Genomic DNA, 16,367 nt, shown 5'->3' with positions numbered 1-16,367 from the left:
GAACGAAAGGTATAGAAGATGCGACGGAAGCTGCCTGCCGTCGAAAATTCTTGACTTCCGATTATGCAATCAGGCGCAATTGACGACCGGCGCGGCAAGGTGCCACAGGCGAAGCCGCCTCAAGAAACCCGCGGCAAAGCCGCAAGCGGAGGAATCCATGCTCACAACCATCCTGAAGCGCACGGCCCTGACGGCGGTGGCGCTCGCGGCTCTCTCGACGGCGGCCTTCGCCCAAGTCAGCGAGCTCAAGATCATGGCTCCCGCCGCGCCCGGCGGCGGCTGGGACGGCACGGCGCGCTCGATGCAGCAGGCACTGACCGCTTCCGGCCTCGTCAAGAGCGTGCAGGTCAACAACGTGACCGGCGCCGGCGGCACCATCGGCCTCGCCCAGCTCATCGGCGCGAAGGGCGATGGCCACCAGCTGATGGTCAACGGCTTCGTCATGGTCGGCGCGATCCTGCTCAACAAGTCGCCGGTCAACCTGACGCAGGTGACGCCGATCGCGCGCCTTACCGCCGAGGCCGAAGTCATCGTCGTCCCGACCGAATCCCCGCTCAAGACCGCCAAGGATCTGGCCGAGCGCCTGAAGGCCGATCCGGCCAAGGTGACCTGGGCCGGCGGCTCGGCCGGCGGCACCGACCACATCCTCGCGGCGCTGTTCGCGCAGGCTGTCGGCGCCGATGCCAAGAAGATCAACTACATCCCGTTCTCGGGCGGCGGCGAGGCACTGGCCGCCATGCTCGGCGGGCGCGTCACGGCCGGCATCTCCGGCTATGGCGAGTTCGAGGGCCAGATCAAGGCCGGCAAGCTGCGCGTGCTCGCCGTCTCCGCCGGCAAGCGCCTGGAGAATGCGCCGGACGCCCCGACGCTGAAGGAGCAGGGCATCGATCTCGAGCTGCTGAACTGGCGCTCGGTCGTCGCGCCTCCCGGCCTCTCGGCCGATCAGGAGAAGGCTCTGCAGGAGACCGTCGCCAAGCTCGTCAAGACGAAGGAATGGGGCGAGATCCTCAAGGCACGCGGCTGGGACGACGCTTTCCTCGGCGGCGCGGAATTCGCCGCCTTCCAGAAGGCCGAGATCGAGCGTGTCGGCAAGGTGATGACCGAAGTCGGCCTGGTGAAGTAAGCCGCCGAAAAAGCCAAATTCAGCAGGGGCCGGGAAACCGGCCCCTTTTCTCACCGCCAGAAGCGCTGCGAAGGCGCCGGCCACCACCCGCGGGAACGCCATGACGAACGAGACTCGCACGCAAGGTGCCAACAAGCCGGCCCTGATCGTGGGCGTTCTGCTCCTGATCGTCGCCGCGCTGGTCGGCTACGATGCCTCCCAGCAGACCATCACCTCGACCTACGGCGTCGGCCCGACCGCCATGCCCTATGTGGTGGCGAGCGGGCTCGTCATCCTCGGCCTGGCGCATTTCTTCGTAGCCTTCCGCGAGGGGCTGCCGGAACCGGAAGAAGCCGATCGCAATGCGCTTTTGTGGATCGCGGGCGGGCTCGCCTTCCTGATCGCCTGCATCGGGCTCGGCGGCGGCTTCAGCATCGCCATCGCGGTCGTGTTCGCCTGCACCGCGCGCGGCATGGGCCGGCAGGCCCTGCTCGTCGACGCCGCGATCGGCCTCGTGCTGGGCCTCGCGATCTTTCTCGTCTTCGCCAAGCTCCTGACGCTGATCCTGCCGTCGGGCCCGCTCGAGCGTCTTTTCCTCTGAGGCGGAGCTGAACCCCATGGATACCCTGCTCTCGCTGCTCCACGGCTTCACCGTCGCCCTCGAGCCCTCCAAGCTGGTCTTCTGCCTGATCGGCGTCTTCCTCGGCACCGCCGTCGGCGTGCTGCCGGGCATCGGCCCGGCGCTGACGGTCGCGCTGTTGCTGCCCGTCACCTTCAAGCTCGATCCGGCGGGCTCCCTGATCATGTTCGCCGGCATCTACTACGGCGGCATGTATGGCGGTTCGACCACCGCGATCCTGCTCAACGCACCCGGCGAAAGCGCCTCGCTCGCCACCGCGCTCGAAGGCTCGAAGATGGCAAAGGCCGGGCGCGGCGGACCCGCCCTCGCGACCTCGGCGATCGGTTCCTTCGTCGCCGGCCTGATCGCGACGATCGGACTTGCCTTCCTTGCGCCGTGGCTGGTCGAGATCGCGGTGAAGTTCGGCCCCTGGGACTATTTCGCCCTGATGATCGTCGCCTTCGTCACGGTTTCGGCGACCTTTGGAGACTCGCCCTTGCGCGGCCTCACCAGCCTGTTCCTCGGCATCACGCTGGGTCTGGTCGGCATCGACAAGCTGACCGGCCAGGCGCGGCTGACCTTCGGCGTGCCGGAACTGCTCAACGGCGTCGAGGTCACGACTCTGGCTGTCGGCCTCTTCGCCGTGGGCGAGGCCTTCTATGTCGCCTCCAAGCGCTTCCGCGATCCCGAGGAGATCATCCCAATCAAGGGCTCGCTGTGGATGACCAAGGAGGACTGGAAGCGCTCCTGGGCGCCCTGGCTGCGCGGCACCGCCTTCGGCTTCCCGATCGGAGCGCTGCCGGCGGGCGGCGCGGAGGTGCCGACCTTCCTCAGCTATTCGACCGAGAAGAAGCTCTGCAAATACCCCGACGAATTCGGCAAGGGTGCGATCGAGGGCGTTGCCGGGCCGGAGGCCGCCAACAACGCGTCGGCCGCCGGCACGCTGGTGCCGCTGCTGACGCTCGGCCTGCCGACCTCGGCGACGGCCGCGATTATGCTCGCCGGCTTCCAGCAATACGGGCTGAACCCCGGGCCGCTGCTCTTCGCCGAGAAGCCGGACCTAGTCTGGGGCCTGATCGCCTCGCTGTTCATCGCCAACGTCATGCTGGTGATCCTGAACCTGCCGCTGATCGGTCTCTGGGTCCGTCTGCTGGCGATCCCGCAGCCCTGGCTCTATGCCGGCATCCTCGTCTTCGCGACGATGGGCACGCTCGCGGTCAACGGCTCGCCGGTCGAGCTCGCCATGCTCTTCGCCTTCGGCTTCCTCGGCTATCTGATGCGCCGCTACGACTATCCGGTCGCGCCGATGGTGGTCGGGCTCATCCTCGGGCCGATGGCGGAGCAACAATTGCGCCGCGCCTTGCAGATCAGCCTCGGCGACCCGATGATCCTGCTGGAAAACCCGATCTCGGCGACGCTGCTCGGCATCGCCTTGCTTGCCCTGGTCGCGCCCTTCGCGATGCAGGGGCTGAACCGGTTCAAGGCCGCGGAGGACTGACGAGGCCGAGCCGGAGCAGGCTCTCGCCGGTCGCGACGAGAGCCTCCGCAGCCGGGCGTGGCTGCCAGCCCAGCATGGCCTGAGCCTTGGCGCTGGTCGCGGTCTTGACGCGGCCGAGCTCGGGGGTAGCAGCCTGACGCGCGGTCGCGCTGAAGCGTGCGGCGAAGCGCACCAGCCAGTCCGGCAGCACGCGCGTGGAAACACCGGCAGCACGCTCGCCGAGGCCGTCCTTCAGCGCCTGGGCAATGGCCTGCATCGTCATGAAGTCGCCGGCAGTGGCGAGGAAGCGCTCACCGGCCGCGGCCGGATCGGTCATCGCGCGCAGATGCAGATCGGCAACGTCGCGCACGTCGACGACGCCGAACATCAGGCGGGGAACGGCCCAGAGCTTCCCTTCCAGCATGGTCTTGACCAGCAGGATCGAGGCCGAGAGATCCGGTCCCAGCAAAGGGCCGAAGATGCCGACAGGATTGACCACGGCAAGCTCGAGCCCCTGCCCTTCCCCATCGACGAAATCCCAGGCCGCCCGCTCTGCCAGCGCCTTCGATTTCGGATAGGCCGCCAGGCCGGGCGCCAACGGGTCGGTCCAGTCGCGCTCGTCATAAGGGCGCTTCAGCGCGCGTCCGTAGCCGATGGCCGCGAAGGACGAGGTCAGAACCACACGCTTCACACCGGCCAGATGCGCGGCGCGCAGGACGCGCAAGGTGCCTTCGCGCGCCGGGCGGATCAGCTGGTCCTCATCCTTGGGAACGGCGGCAGCCAGCGGCGAGGCGACGTGCAGCACATGGGAGCAACCCGAAGCCGCCTCGTCCCAGCCCTCGTCCAGCATCAAATCGGCAATCGCGATCTGCAGCCGCTCGCCCGCATCGATGCCGGCCAGCCTCAAGGCGTCCCTCAACCCGCTCTCCCGTGCCGGCGAGCGCAGTGTGGCGCGGACGTCATAACCGGCCTGGAGCAGCGCCAGGATGCAGTGACCGGCGAGGAAGCCGGAGCCTCCGGTCACGAGGACGAGATCGCGGGTCATGATCCGGGCTCCGGCGCAGCAGCAGCGAGAGCACGCAGATAGGCCGGGCTTCCGACAAACGCCAGCGGCCAACCCCTCCGTCTCTCCACCTGCGCGTGAACAAATACGGCGGAACTGTGTTGTCTCAAGGCCGGCATCGCGCTCGATGCCGCGGCAGAGGGAGACTATCGATGAGCGACATCTCGCTTGGCGCGCAGGCCGAGAAGGGCCAGCCCGCCACCGCGGAGCCCAGCCTGCACCGCGTCATGGGGCCTTGGCTCCTGCTTCTCTTCATCGTCGGCGACATCCTCGGCACGGGCATCTATGCCCTGACAGGGCAGGTGGCGAACCAGGTCGGCGGCGTCGTCTGGCTGCCGTTCCTCGTGGCCTTCGCCGTGGCGATGGTGACGGCCTTCAGCTATCTCGAACTCGTCACGAAATATCCCAAGGCCGCCGGCGCCGCGCTCTACACGCACAAGGCTTTCGGCATCCATTTCGTCACTTTCATCGTCGCCTTCGCGGTGATGTGCTCGGGTATCACCTCCGCCTCGACGGCCTCGCGCGCCTTCGCCGCGAACATGTCGAACGCGCTGGGCCTCGGGCTTTCCGGCGGCATCGGCATCACGCTGATCGGGCTCGGCTTCATGGCGATCGTCGCCGTGGTGAACCTGCGCGGCGTCGGCGAGAGCGTGAAGGCCAATGTGGTGCTGACCTGCGTCGAGCTGACCGGCCTGCTGATCATCATCACTATCGGCCTGATGGCGATCGCCGCCGGCCAGGGCGACGTCTCGCGCGTGATGCAGTTCAAGACCACCGCCGATGGCGGCATGTTCTGGCCGGTCATCGCAGCGACGACGCTCGCCTTCTTCGCCATGGTCGGCTTCGAGGACTCGGTCAACATGGCAGAGGAGACGAAGGACCCGAGCCGCATCTTCCCCCGCATCCTGCTCGCCGGGCTCGCGATCACCGGCGTGATCTATGTGCTGGTCTCGATCTCGGCGATCACGCTCGTCCCGCCGGAACAGCTCGGCGAGGGCGAAACGCCGCTGCTCAAGGTGGTGCAGGCCGGCGCGCCGAACTTCCCGCTCTGGATCTTCGGCTTCATCACCATGTTCGCGGTCGCCAACAGCGCGCTGATCAACATGCTGATGGCGAGCCGGCTGGTCTACGGCATGAGCCGCGAGCACGTGCTGCCGCCCATTCTGGGCAAGGTCCATGAGACCCGGCGCACGCCCTATGTCGCGATCGGCTTCACCAGCCTGCTCGCCTTCGCGCTGATCACCTTCGTCGGCGAGGTGCCGGCGCTGGGCGGCACGACCGCGCTGCTGCTGCTCTGCGTCTTCACCGTGGTCAACGTCGCCGTACTCGTCCTGCGCAAGGACACGGTCGACCATGACCATTTCCGGACGCCAACCTTCCTGCCGATCGTCGGCGCGATCTCCTGCGCCTTCCTGGCCGGGCCGTGGACCGGCCGCGCCTCGGTGCAATACACAATCGCCGGCGTGCTGCTCGGCATCGGCGTGCTGCTGTGGGTCGTGACCGTCATGGTCAACCGCAGGACCGGCACGCATCCGGGCGACCCGCTGATGGAAGACATAGGCGGCGCCGGCCCGGTCAACTGAGCCGCGAAAAAGAAAACGCCTCCCCTTCCGACGGAAAGGGAGGCGTCCATGAGATGATCCGGTCTTGGATCGCAGGCAGCGTCAGAGCGTATGGCCGCGCTTGCGCATCTCCTGCGAGAACCGGTCGAAGAGATAGTTGCTGGTCTGCACGCTCCAGGGCTGAAGCAGCGGAATGATATCCTTCATCGCCTCGGTCCGCAGGCTGGTGTAGCGCTGCCCGACCGGCGACTTGAAGAAGGCCGTGATCTCCTTGAGATCGGCTTCCGTCATCTTGCTGGCAAATACGGCGGCAGAGGTCCTGAGCATCTCGTCGGTGCGCTTGTCCGCCTCCGGCTTCAGCTCGTTGATGACGGCTTCCATGTCCTTCGTGGCTTCGGGCCGGGTCGAGACCAGCTGCTTCGCGCTGTCCTGGAACTCCAGATAGATGTTGTTCACGTTCTGCGTGACGCCGGTCAGATCCATGACCTCGCGCGCGAGCTGGAGGTGGCTCGGCGTCAATGTCGGCGCCTGGGCAGAAGCCGGCGCGGCGCCGAGGAGCACGAGGCCGAGTGCCAGGCTGGCGAGAGTGTGGCGGATCATGCGGTCAAAACCCCTTCATCTTGGACGAGCCGGGCGATGAGCCCGGCAGCGCCACCGGCCCGTGCCGAGCCGACCGTTGTTCGCGCGTTCCTTAGCGTGGATCGCGCAGGAATGGAATCAGTCGATCTGGCCGAGGATCTTCAACCCGTCCGCCCCGGCCAGGATCGCGCCGGCGGCAAGCCCGATGAACAGACCGTGCTCCATCACGCCCGGCACCGCGTTGAGAGCCTGAGCCAATAATTCCGGCCGCTCTATGGCGCCGAGATGGGCGTCGAGGATGAAATGCCCGCCATCGGTGACGAGCGTCGTGCCGTCCGCCCGCTGGCGCAGCGAAAGCGCGCCGGCAGCACCGGAGGCCGCAATGGCCTCCGCCACCGCGCGGCGCGTCGCCTCCAGGCCGAAGGGCACGACCTCGATCGGCAGCGGGAAGCGGCCGAGCGTCTGCACCAGCTTGCCGTCATCGGCGATCACGATCATGCGCGCCGAGGCCGCGGCGACGATCTTCTCGCGCAGCAGCGCGGCACCACCGCCTTTGATCAGGCGAAGCTGCGGATCGAGCTCGTCGGCACCGTCGATCGTCAGATCGAGCGCGGGCGTCTCGTCGAGCGTTGACATCGGAATGCCGAGCGATACGGCCTGCGCCTGCGTAACCTCGGAGGTGGCGACGCAGAGGATATCGAAACCGGAAGCGACCTTCACACCGAGCAGGTCGACGAAGTGCTTCGCCGTGGAGCCCGTACCGAGGCCCAGCCGCATGCCGGGCCGCACGAGTTCAAGGGCGCGGGCGGCAGCCTGCTTCTTCAGATCATCGGCGTTCATGGCACTGCCTGGGTCGAATTGCGGAAACCGGCCGCCATCCGCAGCGGATAGCGCCGCTCTCCTGCCGCGCCGGATGCCCCATGTCCAGCATCCCAACGGCGCAAAACCTCATTTCGTCTGCGGCGTGCACACCGTCTTGTCGTCGAAGACGTAGCAGATGCTCATCTCGCCGGTGCGGATATTGACGCGAAAGATGCCGCCTTCGCGCTCGTGTCGGGACGGCATCAGCCCATAGTCGCTCGGCGCCTGCGGGCCGGCGCCCTCTCCCGCCGGGAAGCAGACGGTGACGCCGACGCCGCCCTCCTTGAGCTGGAACTGGCAGGCGCCGACCTCGCCGGTCGCCTTGTCGATGCGGTAGACGCGGTTGAGGTCGTTCTGCGGCGCCGGGGCGAACTCGAACGGTCCTGCCAGGGCAGAGCCCGCGCACAGCAGAGAGAGCCCGGCTCCGAGCGCCAGGCGCGCCACGCCGGCCCGTGTTGCGATGATCTTCGACATGACACTTTCCCCTGCCGCCGAGGGTGCGACGAATCGCGCGAACGATACCATCATGCGCGGCGAATTTGGGGTGGTGATCGAGAAGTGCTTGCCAGCAGGCCCGCGAACTCCTTTAAGCCAGCCATCTGATAAGCGAGCCATCCGCCGCCCTGCCCTGAAGGTCATGTCATGAGCCTGCCCCCGATCGTCGTGTTCGATCTCGACGGAACGCTCGCAGAGACCGCGCCCGACATCATGCGGGTGCTGAACGTCATCCTGGTGCGCGAGGATCTGACGGCACTGCCGCTGGAGCGCGCGCGCGAACTCGTCGGCGCCGGCGCACGCGCGCTGATCGAACGCGGCTTCAAGGTGTCGGGACGGCCGCTCACGGCCGATACGCTGGAACGGCTGTTCGAGGATTTTCTGCTGATCTACGCCGAGGATGTCGCATCGCAGAGCCATCTCTTCGACGGCGTGCTCGGCGCCCTCGATGCGCTTGCCGGTGAAGGCTATGCGCTTGCGGTCTGCACCAACAAGCCGATCCTGCACACCCGCCTGATCCTCGACCATTTCGGCATTAGTGAGCGCTTCGCCTCCGTCGCCGGGCGCGACAGCTTCCCCTTTTTCAAGCCGGACCCGCGCCACCTCACCCTGACCATCGAGGCGGCAAAGGCCGATCCGGCGCGCGCCGTGATGATCGGCGATTCGCGCACGGACATCGCCACGGCACGCGCGGCCGGCATTCCTTCGATCTGTGTGCCCTTCGGCTATACCGACGTGCCGATCGAGACGCTGGAGCCGGATTTCATCATCCAGCATTTCGGCGAGCTGCCCGAAGCTGTGGATCGCGCGCTCAATCTGGTGCCCGCACGTCCTTGACGGCATGAGACGCGCCGACTAGGAGAGGGCCGGTCCGGGCGATTAGCTCAGCGGTAGAGCACTCCCTTCACACGGGAGGGGTCACAGGTTCGATCCCTGTATCGCCCACCATTTTCCCGACATCGTCAGCGCAAGACGCGCGCCGCGCCATCCGCGAGCGGCGGATTTCCCTTCGCGATCGCGACCAGTTCGTCGCCGAACCGTACGGCGATCGGCAGACGGAAATGCAGCGGGTCCCAGTAGTTCGAATCCTGCGCTGTGATGGGTGACGCGTGGGCGTAGTCGACGACGGTCGCGCCATGGCGGCGAGCCAAGGCGGCGATCCCGGCCTTGCAGGCGGCGTAGCGCTGCCCGCCCGCGGAGCCCTCGCGCGGGTAGGCCATCAGATGGGCCGGCGGCAGGACGAGCATCACCTGTGTTTCCTTCGGGAAGGCGGCGATCGCCTCCTCCAGCCAGGCCAGCGCCGGGAAGCGCCAGCCGGCACGCTCCGTCTCCGGGATTGCCGCCGGAACCGCGAGGGGTTCCAGGTCGACCGGCTTGCCGCCGCTGCCGGCGTAGATGTGGCTCCGCGCCCGGGCGAGATCGTAGCTCGCCTCCGGCGGCGTGAAGACCTCGTAGCCGTCGCCCCGGATGCGCTTCCGCGACCAGCCGAGACGATAGGCCATCAGCCGGCCGGCGATCTCGATATTTGTAAGGTTGAGGAGCTTGGGCCAATCGGTCCACCGCACGTCGCGCGAGAGCCAGGCCGGCACGGGCCGCGGCGTCAGGCGCTTTGCCGGATCGGTGGCGTCGGGTTCGCACCAGGTCGTATCGAAGCCCCAGATGATTCGCTTGGGCGTCCGGACCTGATCCCGGAACAGCCCGGCCATCTGGAGCTGCTCCCAGGGCGTCGCGGCATTCATCGCGAGATTGACGAAACGGGCGTCGAGCCCGCGCGACAGCGTCTGCGGATCGAGCAGCCGCATCGTCGAGGTGCCGAGCACCGCCGCGTCGAAGCGGCCGGAGCGCACGAGCTGCGGGTACATGAAGCGCTGGTTGATATCCATGATCGGCCGCGCCGCCTGCCCTGCGACAACCCGTAAGCCGAAGGGATCGAGCACGGCGATGAACGCGAACAGCAGGCCGGCGCAGCCCACGGCCGCTACCAAGAACCATCGCGACCAGATGACCCAGGCCTTCGCCATTGCGGCCGTGCACTCCCAATTCCCGCAGCACCGACCGATGCGCCGACGCGGCGCCCTCTTCGCACAGGCGGCGCCCCGGCCACAACCGAAAGCCGCCCCCGCTGGCAGCCGGCACGCGAACATGCGAGAGAAACCGCATGATCTACGGCGCCCTCCGCCGCCTGGCCAATCCTGCGAAACGGCTCGCCGCGATGCTGCTCGCGCTTAGCCTGCTGCCCGGCTCCGCCCAGGCGGCCGAGGAGCCCTTGCCGCCATCCTCCGGCATCCAGGATGCGCTCTGCCGGCTGATCGATGACGCCGCGCGGACACATTCGGTACCTCCGGCCTTCCTGACCCGCCTGATCTTCCAGGAATCGAGTTTCCGCCCGCATGTCACCAGCCCGGCCGGCGCACAGGGCGTGGCGCAGTTCATGCCCGGCACGGCGCGCGAGCGCGGCCTCGTTGATCCGTTCGACCCCGAGCAGGCCGTGCCCAAGGCGGCGCATTTCCTGGCCGATCTGCGGGATCGCTTCGGCAATTGGGGGCTCGCGGCCGCCGCGTATAATGGGGGTCCGAACCGCCTCGCCGGCTGGCTCGCCGCCCGCGCCGCCGGGCAATCCCGCTTTCTCCCGATGGAGACGGGGAACTATGTCCTGCTGATCACCGGCGCCTCGGTCGAGGATTGGGCGGAGGAGGCACGCAATGTCGCCAATGGCGACGGCCGCTCTCCGCCGCCTCGACCGGCGACGCGTGATCCACAGACCGCATGCGCGCCGACGCTGATCGCGATCCGGCAATCGCGTCCGGCCTTGCCCATGATCGCGGAGGCGCCCTTCGCGCCCTGGGGCGTGCAACTCGCCGGCAACTTCTCGAAGGCACGCGCGCTCGCCAGCTTCCAACGCGCCGGCGCGCGCCACCGGGCGATCATCGGCGAGCTCCAGCCGATGGTGATCGGCACGCGGCTGCGCAGCCGGGGCACGCGCGCCTTCTACCGGGTGCGGCTGCCGGCCGCGACACGCGCCGAGGCCAGCACGCTCTGCCGGCGCATCCAGGCCGATCGCGGCGCCTGCGTGGTTCTGCGGAGCTGAGATGCCGGCCGCATGTTGCTTGCGCGCAACGCAGAACGGCAAAGCTCGAAAGCTCTCAGCGTTGTGATTGGAGTCCGATTGCCGGGGGCCGGCGAAGCTGACAGGACATTGAGGAGACGTTGACTTTTCCATGTCAACTTCATGTCCAACGCCGTCCCGACCGTCCGAGGTTCTCGATGATCCGCTCCATCCGTCTGGCCATGCTCGCCGGCCTTGGCCTGCTCGCCCTCGGCTCCGCCGCCCGGGCCGAAATCGATCCGTTGACCCGCCAGCCGCTGGTCCAGTACGTCGACCCCGCCAAGGCGCAGGCCACCGCGATTCCGCGCGAGATCGTCAGCTATCAGACGAACCAGCGGCCGGGCACGATCGTGATCAATTCCGCCGAGCGCCGCCTCTATTTCGTGATGCCAGACGGCAAGGCCGTGCGCTACGGCGTCGGCGTCGGCCGCCCTGGCTTCGACTGGGCCGGCAGCCAGACCATCACCCGCAAGGCCGAGTGGCCAAGCTGGACCCCGCCGTCGCAGATGCTGAAGCGCCGCCCCGACCTGCCGCGCCACATGACCGGCGGCCCGGACAACCCGCTCGGCGCCCGCGCCATGTATCTCGGCTCGACCCTCTACCGCATCCACGGCTCGAATGAGCCGGAGACGATCGGCCAGGCCGTCTCCTCCGGCTGCATCCGCATGCTGAACGAGGACGTGATCGACCTCTACGAGCGCGCCAAGGTCGGCACCCGCGTCGTCGTCGCCCGCTGAGCGGACGCAGAATTGAATTAAGAAGGGCCGGTGGAAACGCCGGCCCTTTTTCGTGGCCGGTATCCCCACTGCGCTCACGATGGGAATCTCCCCGACGCCACCCTCCGCGTCATGCTCGGGCTTGACCCGAGCATCTCTGGTCGAAGGAGGCTCCCGCGCCCTGCCCTGCTTGAGATCCTCGGATCTCCCTGCGGTCGCCCGAGGATGACGCAGAGGCCTTTTATCGGCCTGGGGCTTGCTGGGTTTTGACGGAACCGCGGGGTCATTCCGGGGCTTCGCGTCAGCGAAGAGCCCGGAACCCATGAACACGAGGTCAGACGAGAAGCTTTGTCAGATCGGCGGCCTTTTGACGGGCTGTCGTGTTCATGGGTTCCGGGCTCGGGCCTACGGCCCGCCCCGGAATGACGGCGTGGTTGTATCGAAGGGTGTCGTTCTATCGCTTCGATGCCGGGCCGACGACTTCGCGCATGGCGACGTAGGTGTGGTATTCGGAGACGTTGGGGTCGTCGTGGAAGACCTCGCGGGCAAAGGCCGCATAGGCTGCCATGCTCTCGACCTGCAGGTGCACGACGAAATCCGCGCCTCCCGTCACATAGGAGGCCTGCCGGACTTCCGGGCGCGCCTGCAGCTTGCGGGAAAACTCGCCATAGGTTCGCGATCCCCGCTCGATCGAGACGAGCACATGCACCGTGACGGGCACGCCGAGGGTTTCCGGGCTGACGATCGAGACATCGGCCATGATGACCTGTTCGGCACGCAGACGGCGCAAGCGCCGAAGCACCGCACTCTGTGACAGGCCGACCCGCTCCGCCAGAACGCGCGCCGGAGTCTGATTGTCGATCTGCATCTCCCTGAGAAGAGCATGATCGAACCGATCGAGTTCGACTGTTTTTGCCATGGAGCCCATTCAGAACGGCGAAATTCGTCACCATCTAACTAAATCCCGCGAAAATGACCATGCGTTTCCGAGCAGGATGACGGGCAGCCAATCAGCGAGGACCGGATCGGCCGGCCCCGGAGAGGGCGTCGGAAATGCGTCATGGGACTGAAGACTTGGACGAAGCGCTCCCTTGCCGCGCAGGCTCTGGGCAAGGTCGATCCTGTGACGAAGGGGGTGGTGCCGCCGATCCATGTCGCGACGACCTATCTGCGCGACCCGGACAACGGCTATTCCTCCGGCTTCATCTATGGCCGGCCCGACAACGAGACGGTGCATGAGGCGCAGGCCGTGCTCGCCATGCTGGAGGAAGCCAGGGCCGGGGCGCTGCTGTTCGGCTCGGGCATGGCGGCGGCGACCGCGGTCTTCCAGGCGCTCTCGCCGGGCGACCACGTCGTCGCCTCCAAGGTGATGTACTGGGCGCTGCGGGCCTGGCTCATGACCGAGGCGACGCGCTGGGGCCTGAGCGTCGAGTTCGTCGAGACCGACGATCTCGCCGCGCTGAAGGCCGCGGTGAAGCCGGGCGTGACCAAGCTCATCTGGGTCGAGACGCCGTCGAACCCGCTCTGGACCATCACCGACATCGCGGCGGCAGCCGAGATCGCGCACCAGGCCGGCGCCAGGCTCGCGGTCGATTCGACCTGCGCCTCGCCGGTCCATACCCGCCCGCTGACGCTCGGCGCCGACATCGTGATGCATGCGGCGACGAAGGTGCTGAATGGCCATTCCGACGTCGTCGCCGGGGCGCTCTGCGCCCGCGAGGACGACGAGTTCTGGAGCCGGATCAAGACGGTGCGCAAGGGCCAGGGCGGCATCCTCGGCCCGTTCGAGGCCTATCTGCTGATGCGCGGGATGCGCACGCTGCATCTGCGGCAGGAGCGGCAGGCGGCTTCGGCGCTGGAGCTGGCGCAGCGGCTCTCCGCGCATCCGATGGTGGCGCGCGTGCTCTATCCCGGCCTGCCGCAACATCCCGGCCACGACATCGCGGCCCGCCAGATGGAGAACGGCTTCGGCTACATGCTCTCGGTGCAGGTCACCGGCGGCGAGGCGGCGGCCATCGCCACGGCGGCGCAGGTCGCGCTGTACAAGCGCGCGACCTCGCTCGGCGGCGTCGAGAGCCTGATCGAGCATCGCGCCTCGATCGAGGGCGCGGGCTCGCGCTGCCCGACCGACCTCTTGCGCCTCTCGACCGGCATCGAGGACGTCGGCGATCTCTACGACGATCTCGACCAGGCGCTGACGGCAGCGCACCGCTGAGCAGGCCCGTGGCTATGGGCAGCGAGGCAGCGGCATCGGTCGAAACCGCCCATCAGCGGTCCGGCCAGATCCTTCTTATGATCACGGCCATGGGCTGGGGGCTGAACTGGGCTGTGCTCAAATTCGTCCTTCAGGACTGGCCGCCCCTGTTCGCGCGCGGCACCGCCGGGCTGCTGGGTGCGATCGGGCTGGCCGCCCTCGCCTGGCTGCGCAGCGAACGTTTTGCAGTCCCACGCGACGCCCGCCTGCGGCTTGCCGCGTCGGCCGGCATCAACGTCTTCGCCTGGATGGGCTTCACCGCCCTGTCGCTGAACTGGCTGAAAGTCTCGGAAGGCGCCCTGATCGCCTATTCCATGCCGATATGGGCGATGCTGATCGCATGGCCCCTGCTCGGCGAGAGGCCGAACCGGCAGAGCCTGCTGGCGCTGGCCCTGGGCATTGCTGGTATCGCCGTGCTGATGGGCGGTCCCGACCTCGCCGGCGGCAAATGGCCGGGTATCCTGTTCGCGCTCGCCGCGGCCATGCTGTTCGCCCTCGGCACGGTCACGGCTCGCAAGCCCATATCGATGCCGCCCACGGCGCTGGTCGCCTGGCAGGTGGCACTGGGCTGCCTGCCGATGGTGATCCTCGGCCTGCTGCTGGAACAGCCGCGCGTCCCAGCACTCTCGGCGCCGGGCCTCGCCGGCCTCGTCTATATGGCGGTGGGCCCGATGGCCCTATGCTACCTGACCTGGTTCGGAGCGCTCAGACGGCTGCCCGCCTCCGCTGCCGCAACCGGCATGCTGCTCGTGCCGATCATCGGGACGCTCGCAGCAGCCCTGCTGCTGGGCGATTCCCTGGGTGTCCGTGAGCTCGTCGCCATGGCCCTTACCCTGAGCGGCGTCGGGCTGGCGCTCCGAAGAGCCTCCCGATCATAGCCTTCAGAAGGCGCGACAGCGCCAGGTCCAAAGCTGCGCCTAGCCGCGCCGCTCCCGCGACAATCCTTTTTCGGCCAGCGCGGCCTCGTAGGCGCGCATTTTCTCGCCGGCCTGCTCGCCGAGCTCGCGCAGATAGTCCCAGGCGTAGATGCCGGTCTCGTGCATGTCGTCGAAGCCGAGCCTGACGGCGTAGTGGCCGACAGGCTCGACCCGCAGGATCTCGACGGCCGCCTTGCCGGGAACGATCGTCTTCTGGCTGGGGTGGTGGCCCTGGACCTCGGCGGAGGGGCTTTCGACGCGCAGCAGCTCGGCCGGCAACGCGAAGCTCGCGCCGTCCTCGAAGGCGACATGCAGGGTCCGGCGATCCTTCGACAGGCGGATTTCGGTCGGCCAGGATGACATGATCGTGTAAGCCCTTCGCAGCGGGTAGCAGCCATGCGCTTGACCTTGGCCGCATCGATGCCAATGTCTCGCTATAGCAATGTAGAAACCTGTTCGCATCCTGTGCGGAGCGGACAGTGCGTTTGGAGTTGAGGCAGACGTGCTGCTCGACGACATGAAACCGCTGACCCGGTCGCCACTGGTCGATCCGTTCGGCCGGACGATTTCCTATCTGCGCATCTCGGTGACGGATCGCTGCGATTTCCGCTGCGTCTACTGCATGGCCGAGAACATGCAGTTCCTGCCGCGCAAGGAACTGCTGACGCTGGAAGAGCTCGACCGGATCGCGACCGCCTTCGTCACCCGCGGCACGCGCAAGCTGCGACTCACCGGCGGCGAGCCGCTGGTCCGCCGCGACATCATGAGCCTGTTCCGCTCGCTCTCGCGCCACCTCACCTCCGGCGCGCTCGACGAGCTGACGCTGACCACCAACGGCTCGCTGCTGCATCGCTACGCCGACGAGTTGGCCGGCTACGGCGTCCGGCGCATCAACGTCTCGCTCGACACGCTCGATGCCGACAAGTTCCGCGAGATCACCCGCCGGGGCGACCTGAATGTCGTGCTCGCCGGCATCGAAGCGGCGCGCAAGGCCGGCATGCGGGTCAAGATCAACGCGGTCGCGCTGAAGGGCGTCAACGACGACGAGATCGAGGAGCTGATGCTGTGGTCGCACGGCTTCGGCATGGACCTCACGCTGATCGAAGTCATGCCGATGGGCGAGATCGAGGCCGGGCGCATCGATCAGTACCTGCCGCTCTCGGTGGTGCGCGGACGGCTCATGGACAAGTACACGTTGGTCGACGATCCCTACCGCACCGGCGGCCCGGCGCGCTATGTCCGCGTCAAGGAGACCGGGGGGCTCGTCGGCTTCATCACGCCGCTCACCCATAATTTCTGCGAGAGCTGCAACCGGGTGCGCCTGACCTGCACCGGCACGCTCTACATGTGCCTTGGCCAGGAGGATGCGGCCGATCTGCGTGCCGCCGTGCGCAGCTCGCAGGACGATGCGCTGCTCTATCGCGCCATGGACGAGGCCATCGCCCGCAAGCCCAAGGGCCACGACTTCATCATCGACCGGCGCCATGCGCGCCCGGCCGTCGGCCGGCATATGAGTGTCACCGGCGGCTGATCGGCCTGGACGGAGGCCGCCGCTCGCTTGACCGGCCCGCCGAATGCGGTCACCGTCGTTGGACGGGTGGAGTTGCTGCGGGTCA

At 67.5% G+C, this 16,367-nt stretch carries 17 protein-coding genes and 1 tRNA gene; 11 read left to right on the top strand and 7 right to left on the bottom strand.

Features of this window, described 5'->3' with window-relative positions; genetic code table 11:
* Positions 1 to 157 precede the first annotated feature (157 nt).
* From NWE53_RS01460 to NWE53_RS01450, 3 genes are all read left to right on the top strand, one after another.
* Positions 158 to 1,123: a Bug family tripartite tricarboxylate transporter substrate binding protein gene (locus tag NWE53_RS01460; protein ID WP_265052623.1), complete on the top strand. Its 966-nt coding sequence runs from the start codon at positions 158 to 160 to the stop codon at positions 1,121 to 1,123.
* Between the two features lie 100 nt (positions 1,124 to 1,223).
* Positions 1,224 to 1,703 (top strand): tripartite tricarboxylate transporter TctB family protein, encoded by a 480-nt coding sequence (locus tag NWE53_RS01455; RefSeq protein WP_265052622.1) that lies wholly within the window; start codon positions 1,224 to 1,226, stop codon positions 1,701 to 1,703.
* A gap of 16 nt (positions 1,704 to 1,719) precedes the next feature.
* A complete protein-coding gene (locus NWE53_RS01450) occupies positions 1,720 to 3,219 on the top strand; it encodes a tripartite tricarboxylate transporter permease (RefSeq protein ID WP_265052621.1) in 1,500 nt (499 codons plus the stop codon).
* On the opposite strand, the gene NWE53_RS01445 is transcribed toward NWE53_RS01450, so the two are convergent.
* Positions 3,200 to 4,243 (bottom strand): SDR family oxidoreductase, encoded by a 1,044-nt coding sequence (locus tag NWE53_RS01445; RefSeq protein ID WP_265052620.1) that lies wholly within the window; start codon positions 4,241 to 4,243, stop codon positions 3,200 to 3,202. The two genes, NWE53_RS01450 and NWE53_RS01445, sit on opposite strands and share 20 nt — an antisense overlap.
* A gap of 170 nt (positions 4,244 to 4,413) precedes the next feature.
* Between NWE53_RS01445 and NWE53_RS01440 the strand changes: the two genes are divergently transcribed.
* A complete protein-coding gene (locus tag NWE53_RS01440; RefSeq protein ID WP_265052619.1) occupies positions 4,414 to 5,844 on the top strand; it encodes an APC family permease in 1,431 nt (476 codons plus the stop codon).
* Positions 5,845 to 5,925: 81 nt separating this feature from the next.
* Here the strand turns inward: NWE53_RS01440 and NWE53_RS01435 are convergent, their stop codons facing one another.
* The 3 genes from NWE53_RS01435 to NWE53_RS01425 all read right to left on the bottom strand — a co-directional run bounded on the left by NWE53_RS01435 (position 5,926) and on the right by NWE53_RS01425 (position 7,737).
* Positions 5,926 to 6,423, bottom strand: coding sequence for a DUF2059 domain-containing protein (locus NWE53_RS01435; RefSeq protein WP_265052618.1), 498 nt, complete (start codon positions 6,421 to 6,423; stop codon positions 5,926 to 5,928).
* A gap of 117 nt (positions 6,424 to 6,540) precedes the next feature.
* Positions 6,541 to 7,242: a ribose-5-phosphate isomerase RpiA gene (gene rpiA, locus NWE53_RS01430; RefSeq protein WP_265052617.1), complete on the bottom strand. Its 702-nt coding sequence runs from the start codon at positions 7,240 to 7,242 to the stop codon at positions 6,541 to 6,543.
* Positions 7,243 to 7,350: 108 nt separating this feature from the next.
* The gene (locus tag NWE53_RS01425; protein WP_265052616.1) at positions 7,351 to 7,737 is read right to left on the bottom strand and encodes a hypothetical protein; all 387 of its coding nucleotides are present in this window, start codon (positions 7,735 to 7,737) and stop codon (positions 7,351 to 7,353) included.
* Positions 7,738 to 7,905: 168 nt separating this feature from the next.
* Here NWE53_RS01425 and NWE53_RS01420 point away from each other — a divergent pair, with 168 nt between their 5' ends.
* Both NWE53_RS01420 and NWE53_RS01415 read left to right on the top strand, forming a co-directional pair.
* Positions 7,906 to 8,595 (top strand): HAD family hydrolase, encoded by a 690-nt coding sequence (locus NWE53_RS01420; protein ID WP_265052615.1) that lies wholly within the window; start codon positions 7,906 to 7,908, stop codon positions 8,593 to 8,595.
* A 36-nt stretch (positions 8,596 to 8,631) separates the two neighbouring features.
* Positions 8,632 to 8,706, top strand: a tRNA-Val gene (locus tag NWE53_RS01415).
* A 14-nt stretch (positions 8,707 to 8,720) separates the two neighbouring features.
* Here NWE53_RS01415 and NWE53_RS01410 read toward each other — a convergent pair.
* Positions 8,721 to 9,779 (bottom strand): hypothetical protein, encoded by a 1,059-nt coding sequence (locus NWE53_RS01410; RefSeq protein ID WP_265052614.1) that lies wholly within the window; start codon positions 9,777 to 9,779, stop codon positions 8,721 to 8,723.
* 137 nt (positions 9,780 to 9,916) lie between these two features.
* On the opposite strand from NWE53_RS01410, the gene NWE53_RS01405 reads away from it, so the two are divergent.
* Complete coding sequence (locus tag NWE53_RS01405; RefSeq protein WP_265052613.1) at positions 9,917 to 10,846, top strand: lytic transglycosylase domain-containing protein; 930 nt, start codon at positions 9,917 to 9,919, stop codon at positions 10,844 to 10,846.
* Between the two features lie 176 nt (positions 10,847 to 11,022).
* Positions 11,023 to 11,601, top strand: a complete 579-nt coding sequence (locus tag NWE53_RS01400; protein ID WP_265052612.1) for a L,D-transpeptidase — start codon at positions 11,023 to 11,025, stop codon at positions 11,599 to 11,601.
* A gap of 433 nt (positions 11,602 to 12,034) precedes the next feature.
* Here the strand turns inward: NWE53_RS01400 and NWE53_RS01395 are convergent, their stop codons facing one another.
* Positions 12,035 to 12,499 carry an Lrp/AsnC family transcriptional regulator gene (locus NWE53_RS01395; protein WP_265052611.1) on the bottom strand — a complete coding sequence of 155 codons (465 nt, stop codon included), beginning with the start codon at positions 12,497 to 12,499 and terminating at the stop codon, positions 12,035 to 12,037.
* A 141-nt stretch (positions 12,500 to 12,640) separates the two neighbouring features.
* Here NWE53_RS01395 and NWE53_RS01390 point away from each other — a divergent pair, with 141 nt between their 5' ends.
* Complete coding sequence (locus NWE53_RS01390) at positions 12,641 to 13,795, top strand: trans-sulfuration enzyme family protein (protein ID WP_265052610.1); 1,155 nt, start codon at positions 12,641 to 12,643, stop codon at positions 13,793 to 13,795.
* 14 nt (positions 13,796 to 13,809) lie between these two features.
* Positions 13,810 to 14,712, top strand: coding sequence for a DMT family transporter (locus NWE53_RS01385; protein ID WP_265055054.1), 903 nt, complete (start codon positions 13,810 to 13,812; stop codon positions 14,710 to 14,712).
* Positions 14,713 to 14,751: 39 nt separating this feature from the next.
* Here NWE53_RS01385 and NWE53_RS01380 read toward each other — a convergent pair whose 3' ends face one another.
* Positions 14,752 to 15,114 (bottom strand): gamma-butyrobetaine hydroxylase family protein, encoded by a 363-nt coding sequence (locus tag NWE53_RS01380; RefSeq protein ID WP_442864927.1) that lies wholly within the window; start codon positions 15,112 to 15,114, stop codon positions 14,752 to 14,754.
* Positions 15,115 to 15,268: 154 nt separating this feature from the next.
* Between NWE53_RS01380 and moaA the strand changes: the two genes are divergently transcribed.
* Complete coding sequence (gene moaA, locus NWE53_RS01375) at positions 15,269 to 16,282, top strand: GTP 3',8-cyclase MoaA (protein WP_265055052.1); 1,014 nt, start codon at positions 15,269 to 15,271, stop codon at positions 16,280 to 16,282.
* Positions 16,283 to 16,367 lie beyond the last annotated feature (85 nt).

It is taken from the genome of Bosea sp. NBC_00550 (assembly GCF_026020075.1).
Classification (GTDB): domain Bacteria; phylum Pseudomonadota; class Alphaproteobacteria; order Rhizobiales; family Beijerinckiaceae; genus Allobosea.
This window is presented reverse-complemented; position numbering and strand designations above follow the sequence as displayed.